The following is a 14,100-nucleotide window of genomic DNA, read 5'->3' as shown; positions in this document are numbered from 1 at the left end:
CTCTGATTCAATTAATTCAGCACATAATTTTCCAGTGTAATGTGGAGCCGCCATTGAAGTACCACTCATACTCAAATACCCATTACTAAGATAAGTTGAATAAATATCAACCCCAGGCGCATATACATCTACACCTTCTAAAGCCGAAAAATCAGCAATTGACCCATTCTCATCAATAGCACCAACTGATACTACCTCTGGATATGTTGCTGGAAACTCCGAAGCTCCTCCATAATTGTTCCCTGCTGCGGCAACCATAATTATTCCAGCATCATTTGCCTTTTTAACAATGTCATGCAGACTTTCAGAATTATTTGTTGTAGAAATACTCATATTTAGAATATCAAGATCATTTTTAATTGCCCAATCAATTCCTTCAATAATATCAGATACATAACCATCGCCATTACTATCCAATGCTTTGATAGCATAAATATCAGCATCTGGCACCATACCTACAACTCCAATTTCATTCATTGAAGCGGCTATAATACCCGCCACATGTGTACCATGACCATTATCATCATTAGCAGATTTATTGTTTCTAATGGCATTAAAGCCACCTTTGATATTTTTCACTAAATCTGGATGGTCTAAATCAATTCCAGTATCTACTATACCAATTTTTACATTATCAGTATTAGAAACTCCCCAATACTGTGGTGCCTCCATATACTCAATTCCCCAAGGGATGATCTGAGACACTGTGCTAGGTGGTATTTCTGGAATATTAGTAGTCTTTTTGTTAATAGATACAACAAAGTCATCTTCAATGTATTTTACTTCTTTTTGATCTCTTAACTTATTGTCTTTTGAAAGATTAACTACTACCCCATTAATGCTTGGTAAATTTTTAATTTTTTCTGTATCATGTTTTTTAAGAATTTCATCTACTTGATTTTCATCCGTTGTGTTACTAAATACAACAATTTTTCTATCTTGCTTATTTAAAGCAGATGCTGGTACAGTAGAACTCATACCGACTAAAATTAGTACAAGTACAATTAAAGCTACAAAATTCAATTTTTGCTTTAGCATATTTCACCTCCTTATTTTTATTTAGAGATAAACAACTCCAACTACAAATCTATACAAGTACAAGAGTGTTAAAGCTTCACTATTTAGTACATGGATAGATTAAGTTTTCGTAAGATTTATCTATGCAACCCTAAATAAAAGGAGTATACTAAAGCCATGGCTTCCTTTTATAAGGGTTTCATATTGAATAGGCTCTCTTACGGATTAACTTGTCAGGTTGACGTAAGGGAGTTTTTCTATTTGCAACAAACTCTGCGCATTCAGCTTGTCTTCTCTATGATACCATAATATTCTAATTTTGTTTGTCGAAACCTGTTCAAAAAAAAAAAAAAAAAAAAATAAAAAAAATTTACAAGCTATCTATTTATCTATCTATAAAGCAACTTATGAATAGTTTATATATGAATATATCTCGTTTTTAGGCACTTTATTGTATATTCAATTCAATATTTTCTTAATATTCATATAAATTATTGTGAAATCACTTTTATATAGAATATTGTTTTTTAGTACTTTTTTAATTAAATTAATTTTTTTGAAATTAAAAGATATAAACCATATCTTTTATATACACAAAAGCACCCATAATAGGGTGCTTTCTAATTATTTAAAATTCAAAATATCCATAACTTCTTCATTAATAGCTTCTTTAGCACATATTCTTGTATGAAGAATTTCTCTTTTTTCTAAATCTTTTATTCCTTCTGGAATAGCTATAGATGTTAGCTTTTCCATTTCTTTTACCAATTCAAAATCATCCACACCTTCATATTTTTTATCCACAGCTTTCATTACTGGGGCTGTGAATTTATATGGGCTAGCTGTGGAAATTATAACTGCTTTGTTTGTATCTTTTGTTTCTTTCAAATATTCCTCATAAACTGCATGAGCTACAGCAGTATGAGTATCCATTAAATAATTTTTCTTTTGGAATACTTTTTTAACAGAGTTTAAAGTTTTTTCTTCATCAGCATATCCACCAAAGAAATCTTTTAAGCTTTCTTTCATTTCCTCAGTAATTTTGTAAGAACCCTTTTCTTTCAAATCATTCATAAGAGTTGCTACAGTTTCACTGCTGTTTCCGCTTATTATATATAATAATCTTTCAAGATTACTAGATATAAGTATATCCATAGATGGAGATATTGTTGTAAAGAATTTTCTTTCTTTATCGTATTCTCCAGTGCTCATAAAATCATAAAGAACTTTATTGTCATTAGACGCACATATTAATTTATCAATAGGCGTTCCCATTTGCTTTGCATAATAAGCAGCTAATATATTTCCAAAGTTACCTGTTGGAACTACCACATTGATTTTTTCCCCTTCTTTTATTTCTCCATTTTTAAGAAGTGTTGCATAAGTATAAACATAGTATGCAACTTGAGGAACTAATCTTCCTATATTGATTGAATTTGCAGAAGAAAAAGCAAATCCATTATCATTTAATAAATCATTAAACTCTTTGCTTGTAAAAATATTTTTTACAGCTGTTTGAGCATCATCAAAATTTCCTTTTATGCCTACTACACTAGTGTTATCACCTTTGTGAGTTATCATTTGCATTCTTTGTACTTCACTAACGCCTTCTTGTGGGAAGAAAACTATTATCCTAGTTCCTTCAACATCAGAAAAACCCTCTAATGCTGCTTTACCAGTGTCTCCAGAAGTTGCTGTTAGGATTACAATTTCTTTATCCATTTTTCTTTTCTTAGCTGCTGTAGTCATAAGGTATGGCAAAATTGATAAAGCCATATCTTTGAAAGCTAAAGTAGGTCCATGATAAAGTTCTAAATAATATTCATCTCCTGCTTTTACAATAGGAGCAATTTCTTCACAATCAAATTTTTTATCATAAGCATTGTTTATGCAATATCTTAATTCTTCTTCTGAATAATCTTGAAAAAACTCTTTCATAACTGAATAAGCAACTTCTCTATAATCCATTTTAGAAAGTTCTTCAAAGCTAGATTTTAATGTTGGAATCTCTTTAGGTACAAAGAGACCTCCATCAGTAGCAATTCCTCTCAGAATAGCTTCTGCTGCTGTTATATTATCTTCTCCGCCTCTAGTACTTTTATATAATATATTATTCATAATTCTACCCATCCTTTATCCTATAACTTTTCTACTCTTATGATATTACTTACTTCTTCAACAAACGAAAGACTTTTAATCTCTTCCATGGCAGTATTTAATTTTCCTTCTAAAGTTTTATGTGTAACAAAAACTAAAGAAACCCATTCATGCCCTTGGCCTTTTTGAATCATTGAAGAAATACTCACATCATGTTGACCTAGAATAGTAGAAACTTGCCCTAATACCCCTGGAATATCTTTTATCTTTAATCTTATATAGTAATCAGTTTCTGTTTCATCCATGCTTTTTAGTAATAATGGTTTTTTTACATTAATTGCTCTTGGTGCAGTATAATTATCTATATCTTTTCTTAAAATAGAAATTATATCTGCTACTACTGAACTTCCTGTTGGTAAATCTCCTGCCCCTCTACCATACATCATTAAATCTCCAATTGCATTTCCTTTTATAAAAATAGCATTAAAAGAGTCATTAACATTTGCAAGTGGATGTCTTTCTGGAATCATAGCTGGATGAACTCTTATTTCTAAACCGCCGTTATTTTCTTTAGCAATACCAAGTAATTTAATTACATATCCAAATTTCTTAGCATATTCTATATCAACAGATTGTATATTTCTTATACCTTCTCTATAGATATTATCTACATCATAATTAACTCCAAAGCCTAATGATGTAAGAATTCTAATTTTGTATAAAGCATCATAAGCATCTACATCAGCTGTAGGATCTGCTTCTGCATATCCCATATCTTGTGCTTCTTTAAGTGCTGATTCAAAGCTACAATTTTCATAAGTCATTTTTGTTAAAATATAATTAGTAGTTCCATTTATAATTCCGATAATTTCTTCTATTTTATTAGCTGTTAAAGATTCATTTAATCCATTTATTATAGGTATTCCGCCTGCAACACTTGCTTCATAATAAAGCATAACTCCATTTTTTCTTGCTTCTGCTATTAGTTCGTCCCCAACTGTAGCAATAGCAAATTTATTGGCAGTAACCACGTGCTTTTTAGATCTTATAGCTCTCATCATATAATCATAAGCCGGGTCTACTCCCCCCATAACTTCTACAATGATTCTTATGCTATCATCATTAAATACTTCTTCTGGATCTGAAGTTAAAAGTTCTTCTGGAACTTCAAATCCTCTGTTTTTAGCCACATCTCTAACTAAAATTTTAGCAACCTCTATATCATAGCCGCTTCTTTCAGATACTTCTTCTTTATTTGTCTCAAGTATCTTCCATACCCCTCTACCTACATTTCCTAGGCCAAGTAAAGCAATTTTCACCTTTTTCCTCATAAATACATGCCCCTTTTCTTAAATTATTCAACCCTTTGCATATTTATAACCAAGTAAAATTATTAATATTATACTGTTAAACAAAGAAAAAAGAAAGGGGTTTGCTCAATTATAATTGAGTTCTTATGAATATTCTTCCGTTCTCAAGAAAAATTTTACCGCTATCATCAATATAATAGATAAAACATATAAAATTGTTGCAAGTGCAGCTGCCATGGTTATATCGCTTTGCAAAAAAGTATATATTTGCAAAGGAACTGTTCTTGTTTTTCCAACTATATTACCAGCAAACATAATAGTTGTACCAAACTCTCCCATTGCTCTAACCCAAGATAATAACAACCCTGATATTACTGCTCTTTTCTCCATTGGAAGTATAATCTTTGTAATAGTTTGAAATCTACTTGCTCCAAAAACATAACTCGCTTCATAAATTTCATAAGGAATATTATCTACTGCCGCTCTTAAAACTTGAATATAAAAAGCCGAACATATAAAAAATTGTGCTATAACAACTGCTATAGGTGTAAACACTATACTAATACCAAAAGAGCTGAGAAACTTTCCTATAAGGCCATTTCTTCCAAAGGCAAGAAGTAATCCAATACCAGCTGTTGCTGGAGGAATAACTATTGGAATTTGTATAATAATATCTATTATATTTAGAATAACCTTATTTTTAATATTTGTAATAAAAAAAACTGTACAAGTACCAAATAAGAAAGTAAGTATCAATGAATAAGATGAGGTTTTTAATCCTAATTTGATAGAAGAAATAGCCTCTTCATTTCCTAACAATTTTACAATTTTATTTATTCCTGCAAAGCTTGATAAAGACACAATAGGTAATAGTAATATTAATATATACATTACTACTACCATAAGAAAGATAATCTCTACCATTTGTGTTTTTTTTGCTTTTTTTCTACTATTATTAATTGTATTATTTGTTAGAACACTTTTTTGATATCCTTTGTTTCTACGGTAATATAAATCCATACTGTTCCATAGTTTCCTTGCCTTTTTCACTATTCATAACAAATTCTATAAATTTATTAGCTAGTTCTTTATTTTTACTATTTTCCATAACCGCTATTGGATATTCTGCTATAACTGAATCAAAATCACTAGACTCAACTATATTTACATTTTCCTTTGCTGCCTCAGTAACATCTGTTTTATATACTATACAAGCATCTGCTTCCTTTAATAACACTTTGCTCAATACACTTTTCACATCTACTTCCTTACTTTTTATATTATTTAATATTTTTTCTTTATCATCTTCTGCTAATGTTTTTGCCTCCAACGCATTATCTAATGCTTTATAAAAATAATTACCAACTGGAACACTATCTTCTGCCGCCACAAGTATTAATCCTTCTTGAGTTAAATCTTTTAAACTTTCAATCTTAAATTCAGAATCTTTCATAACCCCTATTACTAAACCATTTTTCACAAAAATATTGCTATCCCCAACCATTTTGCTTTCAGTTAATTGTTTCATATACTTAGTATTTGCTGATGCAAAAACATCCGCTTCTGCTCCTTGATCAATAGAAGTATATAAAGCTTGGCTACCTGCGAAGTTTAAAACAACTTTAACATTGTTTTCTTGCTCAAAAGCTTCTGCAATTTCAGTAAAGCTTTCCGTTAAACTAGCTGCTGCAAATACATTTAGTTCTTCTGTTACACTTACTTCAGTGTTTTTCTCACTAGAAATTTCATTTCCCGCACTGATATTCCCCGTATTAGCTGATGAACAACCAGTGAAAGCAAAACACATAATTAATACCCCTAAAACTAATGACACAGTTTTCTTTAACATTTTAAAACCCCCTTTTAAATAGCTTATAGTTTATAAATAACTCACTAATGCCCTCACAAATTATCAAATATCGCCTTAAAACCAAACAATACATAACTAAACATAGCCAAACATAACTAAAGGTTTTATTAATATCTTTTACATCATTATAAACACTGTCCTATTAACAGTCAATACCATATTATTGTTTTATCAAAATATCATCGTTTACATTTTGTTATTACTAATTTAATATCTTTTTTTTAATTACTATAGCAATAAAAAGTTTTCTTTTATAACTTTAAGTAATTTTTCATTTTAAATTTTCTTATAAAAAAATACATTTGATAGTTATTATTTTGTGCTTACTATTTTAAAATGATATAATATGATTTAATTATATAAATTATCTCCATTCTAAAAAGGAGCGATTCATTATGAACCAGAATAACCCACTTACTGCTGAAGAAGTTTCACAAATATTAAAAATTGCTAAAAATACCGTATATGAACTGATAAAAAGAGGAGAACTCCCCGCTTATAAAGTTGGTAGAAAGTTAAGAATTAATTCTAAGGATTTAGATTATTATATGAATGGGAGTACAGGAAAATCTAGTATCCCTGAAATTAATAATGAAACTTCAAATAACAAGCATGATGTAATCTTTCAACCTGAAATATCAAATACACAAAATAAATTTTATAACTTTAATACTCAAAAAATCAACCAAAATTCAATCGTTCTATGCGGAAGAGATCCAATTCTAGATTTAATGAGTAATCACTTGCAGAAAAATTCCAATGGTATTCCTGTTCTTAGGTCTTATGTTGGTAGTTTTGATGGTCTTTTATCTTTGTATAAAGGCTCCGCACAAATTGTTTCTTCTCACCTTTGGGACAGCGATACAAACACTTATAATGTTCCTTATGTAAGAAGATTTTTACCTGGTATTCCCTGCATAATAATTCATTTAGCCAAACGTTATCAAGGTTTTTATATAGCAAAAGGTAATCCTAAAAACATAAATACTTGGGTAGATTTAACAAGAAATGATATTTCCTTTATAAATGTTGAAAAAGGAACTGGTTCTAGAGTTCTTCTTGATGAAAAGCTAAGAAACTTATGCATTTCAAGTTCAGATATAAATGGCTATAATAATGAAGAGGTATCTCATCTCTCTGTTGCTAGTGCTATTGGTAGAGGCACTGCAGATGTTTCTATTGGTTCTGAAAATCTTTCAAAACAAGTTAGTAATATTGATTTTATTCCTATGCAACAAGAAAATTATGATTTAGTTATTAAAAAATCTGATATGAACCTACCTATTTTCCAAATGCTTTACCAACTAATAAAATCTGAAACTTTTATTAGCGAACTAAAAGGTTTAGGAAATTATGATCTTTCAGATACAGGAATGATTGTTGCAGAAACTTAATCTATTACATAAGAAAAGAGCCATAAAGGCTCTTATTTTTTATTTTTTATTAAATAATCCTCTATCTACATAATGAGTGTGAAGTAACTCATGAGCTTTATGAGAATTTGGTTTTTCTAAAAATTCTTCATAAATAGCTGTTATATGAGGATTTTCATGAGATTTTCTATAAACTTTAGCTTCATCTTCATCATAGGTTGCCCTAGCTCTTAATTTACTAACTTCTTCATTATCCATTTTTTTAGGATTTACTATAGGCTGTCCTCCACCTGTTACGCAACCTCCTGGACATGCCATAACTTCTATGAAGTGATATTCTTTTTGCTTATTTCTTATCATCTCCATTACTTTTCGCGCATTACCAAGCCCAGAAATTACTGCTGTATTTATAACTGCACCATTAGGTAGTTCTATGGTATTTTCTTTTACTCCTTCAACCCCACGCACTGCATTAAACTCTAATTTTTCTAATTTTTCACTTCCTGTAATTTCAAATATAGTTCTTAAAGCTGCTTCTGCAACACCTCCAGTAACTCCGAAAATCACCGCTGCCCCTGTTGATTCTCCTAATGGATTATCAAATTCATCTTCTTGTAAATTAACAAAATCCATAGATGATTCTTTAATCATTTGAGCCAATTCCCTAGTAGTAATTACTATATCTACATCTTGAAGTTTATCCTTTGATAATTCTTTCCTTTGATTTTCAAACTTTTTAGCCACACAAGGCATAACGGAAACCACCACAATATTTTTAGCATTAATACCACTTTTTTTTGCAAAATATGATTTTATAAGCGCACCTTCCATTTCATGTGGGGATTTACAAGTAGATAAATTATCTAAGAAATCAGAAAAATTATGTTCTGCAAATTTAATCCATCCTGGGCAACATGAGGTCATTAAAGGGAGTATGCCTCCATTATTTATTCTTCCCAGTAATTCAGTTCCTTCTTCCATTATTGTTAAATCTGCCGCAAAATCTGTATCAAATACTTTATCAAAACCCATTCTTCTTAAAGCTGTTACCATTTTTCCCGTAGATCTAGTACCTATTGGCATTCCAAATTCTTCTCCTAATGCCACTCTGACTGCTGGCGCAGTTTGTACAACCACATATTTATCCTCATCCATTATAGCTTCCCATACATCTCTAATATTTTCTTTTTCATGAAGAGCTCCAGTTGGGCAAGCATTTATACATTGACCACAATTGATACATATACTGTCTCCTAATGGTCTATTATAAGAAGGTGCTACCTTTGTTTCAAAACCTCTTCCTGAAAAATGTATTGCTCCAACTGTTTGCACAGTATTGCAAGCACTAATACATCTTCCACAAAGAATGCATTTTTCAGCATCTCTTACAAGAGACGTTGACGAAATATCTAATGGAGTTTTACACATTTCACCTTCATACTCTATACTCCTGATATTCAAATCTTCTGCTAAACTTTGAAGTTCACATTTACCGCTTCTATTACAAGTAGTACAATCTCTTTTATGATTAGAAAGCAAAAGTTCTACAACCGTTCTTCTTGCTTCTCTAACTTTTGGAGTATTGGTTTTAATTTCCATACCTTCTGATACCTTTAAAGTACAAGATGGTAATAGTCGTGGTCCTGCTTCTACAAGACAAGCCCTGCAACTAGAAACTTCATTTATATCTTTTAAAAAACATAAAGTTGGAATATGAATTCCAGCAATTTTAGCTGATTCTAAAACTGTTTGTTCCTTTGGTACTTCTAATTTTATGCCATCTATAATTATATTAACAGTATCCATTATCTCACCCCTTATACTTTAAATTGTTATAATTGCATCAAAAGGACAAACTTCAACACAGAAGCCACACTTAATACATTTTTCTGAATCAATCACATGTAGTTCTCCAACTTTGCCGCTTATAGCCCCTACATTACAATTTCTAACACACATTCCACAAGTTTTACATTTATCCTCTAATATTTGGAATTTAAATAATGGTTTACAAACTTTTGCTGGACATTTTTTATCCTCAACATGAGCTTCATATTCATCCATAAAATATCTCATAGTTGATAAAATTGGATTAGGTGCAGTTTGCCCAAGCCCACATAAAGATGTTAGTTTAACTTGCTTAGATAATTTTTCTAATTTCTTAACATCGCTTTTTTCTCCATTACCAGAGGTTATTTTTTCTAATGTTTCTAAAAGCCTCTTGGTCCCTATTCTACAGGATGTACATTTACCACAAGATTCATCTTTGGTAAAATCTAAAAAGAATCTAGCAACGTCTACCATACAATTATCTTCGTCTAATACAATCATCCCCCCTGAACCCATCATTGATCCTAAGGCAATTAAAGTATCATATTCAATAGGTGTGTTTATATGTGTTGATGGAATACATCCTCCTGATGGTCCTCCTGTTTGAACCGCTTTAAATGCTTTTCCATTAGGTATTCCTCCACCCACATCAAAAATAACTTCATTCAAAGGCATTCCCATTGGTATTTCTACTAAACCTGCATTTCTTATTTTACCTCCCAAAGCAAAAACTTTGGTCCCTGGACTTTTTTCTGTACCAATACCCCTGAACCACTCAGCTCCATTTAATATAATTGGACATATATTCATTAAAGTTTCTACGTTATTTATGCATGTAGGTTTCCCCCATAAACCACTAACAGAAGGAAATGGTGGTTTAGTTACTGGCATTCCTCTTTTTCCTTCTATAGATTGCATAAGCGCTGTCTCTTCCCCGCAAACAAAAGCCCCTGCACCTAATCTAATTTCAATATCAAATTCAAAATCTGTTCCAAATATATTTTTCCCAATCAATCCATACTCTTTTGCTTGATTAATGGCTATTTCTAATCTTTCTACAGCTAAAGGATATTCTGCTCTTACATAAATAAAACCTTTTGTTGCTCCCATAGCATAGCCTGCTATAGCCATTGCTTCTAGTACCGCATGAGGATCACCTTCCAAAGCAGAACGATCCATAAAAGCACCTGGGTCTCCTTCATCTGCATTACAAATAACATATTTTTCATCATTATCTTGCTCAGCAGTTAAACCCCATTTTAATCCCGTTGAAAAACCACCGCCACCACGACCTCTAAGCCCTGATTCTTTAACTACTTTAACTACTTCCTCTTTTGTCATTTTAAAAAGAACTTTTGCTAAAGCTTTGTATCCATCAAGTGCTATATATTCATCAATATTCTCAGGGTCAATAATTCCACAATTTTTTAAAGCAATTCTATTTTGCTTTTTAAATATTTCTAAGTCCATTAATGATTTTACCCTGCCATTATATCCTTCGCCCTTATAAACCAATCTTTCAAGAACTCTTTCTTTCATTATATGTTCTTCAATAACTTCTTTTATATCTTTAGTTGTTACACGGGTATATACTGTTCCTTCTGGATAAATTATAACTACAGGTGCTAGTTCACATAATCCAACACAAGATATATTTAATACTTCTACTTCATTTTCTAATTTGTGCTGCCTTAATTGTTGCTTAAATACTTTAGATAATTTTTTTGAATCTGAAGTATTACAAGAGCCACAATTACTAATCAAAATCTGTGATGTATAAAATTCCATTATTATTCTCCTTTTCTCCCTAGAAATTTACTACAGTATAATCATTTAGTATGGTATTACCTACTACATGAATAGTACAATCTTCTACTACATTGCCTTTTAGAATATGCTCTTTAATAACCATTCTAGCTTTATGAGGAGTCATTTTAACATAAGTAATTTTATCTTCACCAGGTCTTATTACTTCCACAATAGGTTCAAGTTTACACACTCCTATACAACCCACTTTAACAAGTATCACATCTTCTAGACCCAATGCTTCAAGCTTATCCTTCATTGCACTATAAACTCCATCCGCTCCCGCTGCTATTCCACATGTGGACATTCCTACCACAATCCTTGTAGTTTTTCTATTCTTACTTTTTTCCACTCTATCTAAATTATTTTCTTTTATTTTATTTAAGTCCTCTACTGTTAACTTTTTCAAAATATCGCCCCCATTATTTATACTCTTCTAGTATTCTAATAACATCATTAGGATGCAATCCACCGTAAACCTTATCATCTACCATAATAATAGGTGCAAGGCCACAAGAACCTAAGCATCTAGCTGCTTCTAAAGTAAATTTTCCATCTTCAGTGGTTTTACCAACTTCCACATTTAATAAATCCGAAAATTTATCCAGAATATTTTGAGAACCTTTTACATAACAAGCTGTACCAAGACAAACTTTAATAGTATGGTCACCTTTAGGTTCTAAGGAAAACTGCGAATAAAAAGTGGCAACTCCATAAATCTCTGCCATAGGCACTTTAAGTTCTTCTGAAATCACTTCCAATGCTTCTTCTTCCAAGTAACCATACATTTTTTGAACTTCATGCATTACAGGGATTAGAGGACCTTTTACATCTTTAAAGCTTTGAACCATTGTTCTAATTTTTTCTATTCTGTCATCTTTCTCTTTTGAGCAGCAACATTTCTCCTTCAAAAAAATCACCCCTTAATAATTTGTTATTTAACAAACAAAACTTTATATTATAATAAATCATATTCAGGACCATGTTGCTTTTATTATACAAAGCCCTAAATAATAATTATTAACTTCATTTTATACGGTAAAAATTTTATAAAATTTTAAATTTTCACACTTTTCATGCTATAAATATATCATAAATTGAATTATTTTTCCAATAATCTATTTTTTGTCAATCAAAAAAACAGGTAACTTTATTATAAGTTACCTGTTTTTTTGATATTATCTCAATTCAATTATTTAAAACAACTTAAATCTAACAAATCATAACTACTCATAAATTCTTTCATAGTTTTTTCAGCTATCTTGATTCCTTCTTCAGAATTAGATTCAATATTGATTGGAATTACTGGGTCATGTAATGACATTCTAACCAAGAACCAACCATCACCAGCATCCTTACTTAAATCAACTCTAACCCCTTCAAAATTATTAGGAACAACTACCCAGCCCTCTTTTGCTTCAGCATATTTATTTAAATCCTCAAGTATAGCTTTGCCATATGTAGCAAAATCTTCAGTTTTAATTGTAATTCTGTATTCATTTGAAATCAAAGGAGTTTCTAAGCTTTGAATTAATTCTGTCACATCTTTATTTTCTTCTAACTTCATTTTAGCCATTTTTATAAGAATCTTTGCCGTTAAATATGCACCATCATCTAAAAAGTAGTTTTCTTTTATAGCACCATGTCCAGAAGTTTCTATAGCTAGATGAGACTCTACACCCTGCTCATTTAATCTTATGGATTCATTAATAACATTCTTATATCCTCTTTTAAATCTATGATGAACCCCGTTTAAATCTTCTTCAATAAATTTTTTTAAGCCATTAGAAGTAACAGAATCTGTTACAATAGTTGAACCTGGATGTTCCTCTAAAATTATTGCAGAAATTAAAGCAATAAGACTGTTTCTATTTATAGCATTTCCATATCTATCAACAACAGCAGCTCTATCTACATCTGTATCAAAAATTATTCCAAAATCAGCTTTGCTTTCTAATACAGCATTTTGGATAGCTTCCATAGCTTCCTTTTTTTCGGGATTAGGAATATGGTTTGGAAATCTTCCATCCGGATCTAAAAATTGACTTCCTTCTGTATCCGCTCCTAATGGTTTCAATACTTTTTCTGCAAAAAATCCACCAGCTCCATTTCCTGCATCTACAATTATTTTCAATCCTTTTAAAGGTTCATCCCAGTTTTCTTTAGAATTAACTTCTTCTCTTATTTTTTTAACAAATATATCTGAATAAACAGATATAAAATCTATTTCCTTTGCTTCAGCCTCTTTATCTCTTCTAATATACTCACTATCTTCTGCTATATGAAGAATATCTTCTATATCATCATGCTCTAATCCTCCATCATTTGTGAAAAACTTAAGCCCATTTCTGTTAAAAGGAAGATGACTAGCAGTAATCATAATTGAAGCATCGTACAAGTATCCTTCTACCACAGTAGTCATAAACATAGCTGGTGTAGACGCTAACCCACAATCAAAAACTTCACTTCCATCAGCACTTAATCCTTTAATCAATGCTTTTTTCAATGAATCTGCTGATAATCTAGAATCATTTCCAACAGCAAATTTCAACTCACTAGGATTTTTGCTTAATTTCTTTGATACCCATACTGAAAAGGAATATCCTATTTTTTCTACTACTTCTTCAGTTAAATTAATTTTTTCTCCTGGAATTCCTTCTAAAGCAACCCCTCTAATATCTGTTCCATTCTGCAATTTGCTCCAATTAGTTTTCAAAAAATTACCCTCCAAAGATATAATATTTGTTTTGATGCTCTTTTATCATTTTATCACAAATATTGCTAATAGTTATATATA

At 30.8% G+C, this 14,100-nt stretch carries 11 protein-coding genes; 1 reads left to right on the top strand and 10 read right to left on the bottom strand.

What is annotated here, in order from left to right; all coding sequences use genetic code 11:
- The 5 genes from BUB83_RS17510 to modA form a co-directional block, all read right to left on the bottom strand.
- On the bottom strand, nucleotides 1-1,038 hold a 1,038-nt coding region (locus BUB83_RS17510), incomplete at its 3' end, for a S8 family peptidase (RefSeq protein ID WP_073340193.1).
- 603 nt (nucleotides 1,039-1,641) lie between these two features.
- Nucleotides 1,642-3,135, bottom strand: coding sequence for a threonine synthase (gene thrC / locus BUB83_RS17505; RefSeq protein WP_073340190.1), 1,494 nt, complete (start codon nucleotides 3,133-3,135; stop codon nucleotides 1,642-1,644).
- A 20-nt stretch (nucleotides 3,136-3,155) separates the two neighbouring features.
- Entirely contained in the window at nucleotides 3,156-4,445 is a 1,290-nt protein-coding gene (locus tag BUB83_RS17500; protein WP_073340188.1) for a homoserine dehydrogenase, read from the bottom strand.
- A 123-nt stretch (nucleotides 4,446-4,568) separates the two neighbouring features.
- The gene (locus tag BUB83_RS17495) at nucleotides 4,569-5,444 is read right to left on the bottom strand and encodes an ABC transporter permease (RefSeq protein WP_242950704.1); all 876 of its coding nucleotides are present in this window, start codon (nucleotides 5,442-5,444) and stop codon (nucleotides 4,569-4,571) included.
- Nucleotides 5,425-6,273, bottom strand: coding sequence for a molybdate ABC transporter substrate-binding protein (gene modA / locus BUB83_RS17490; RefSeq protein WP_073340185.1), 849 nt, complete (start codon nucleotides 6,271-6,273; stop codon nucleotides 5,425-5,427). Before modA ends, BUB83_RS17495 begins: the two co-directional genes overlap by 20 nt.
- A gap of 416 nt (nucleotides 6,274-6,689) precedes the next feature.
- Between modA and BUB83_RS17485 the strand changes: the two genes are divergently transcribed.
- Nucleotides 6,690-7,688 (top strand): substrate-binding domain-containing protein, encoded by a 999-nt coding sequence (locus BUB83_RS17485; RefSeq protein WP_073340183.1) that lies wholly within the window; start codon nucleotides 6,690-6,692, stop codon nucleotides 7,686-7,688.
- 39 nt (nucleotides 7,689-7,727) lie between these two features.
- Here the strand turns inward: BUB83_RS17485 and BUB83_RS17480 are convergent, their stop codons facing one another.
- The 5 genes from BUB83_RS17480 to BUB83_RS17460 form a co-directional block, all read right to left on the bottom strand.
- Nucleotides 7,728-9,473, bottom strand: coding sequence for an NADH-dependent [FeFe] hydrogenase, group A6 (locus tag BUB83_RS17480; RefSeq protein WP_073340180.1), 1,746 nt, complete (start codon nucleotides 9,471-9,473; stop codon nucleotides 7,728-7,730).
- 18 nt (nucleotides 9,474-9,491) lie between these two features.
- Entirely contained in the window at nucleotides 9,492-11,285 is a 1,794-nt protein-coding gene (locus BUB83_RS17475) for an NADH-quinone oxidoreductase subunit NuoF (protein ID WP_073340177.1), read from the bottom strand.
- Between the two features lie 19 nt (nucleotides 11,286-11,304).
- Nucleotides 11,305-11,712 carry a (2Fe-2S) ferredoxin domain-containing protein gene (locus BUB83_RS17470; protein WP_073340174.1) on the bottom strand — a complete coding sequence of 136 codons (408 nt, stop codon included), beginning with the start codon at nucleotides 11,710-11,712 and terminating at the stop codon, nucleotides 11,305-11,307.
- A gap of 13 nt (nucleotides 11,713-11,725) precedes the next feature.
- A complete protein-coding gene (gene nuoE, locus BUB83_RS17465; protein ID WP_073340171.1) occupies nucleotides 11,726-12,214 on the bottom strand; it encodes an NADH-quinone oxidoreductase subunit NuoE in 489 nt (162 codons plus the stop codon).
- 281 nt (nucleotides 12,215-12,495) lie between these two features.
- Complete coding sequence (locus BUB83_RS17460) at nucleotides 12,496-14,019, bottom strand: phosphohexomutase domain-containing protein (RefSeq protein WP_073340168.1); 1,524 nt, start codon at nucleotides 14,017-14,019, stop codon at nucleotides 12,496-12,498.
- Nucleotides 14,020-14,100: the final 81 nt, after the last annotated feature.

It is taken from the genome of Clostridium grantii DSM 8605, assembly GCF_900129965.1.
In the GTDB taxonomy this organism is placed as follows: domain Bacteria; phylum Bacillota; class Clostridia; order Clostridiales; family Clostridiaceae; genus Clostridium_AF; species Clostridium_AF grantii.
Note: the sequence above shows the minus strand (reverse complement) of the source record. Positions and strands in the feature narration are given on the sequence as shown.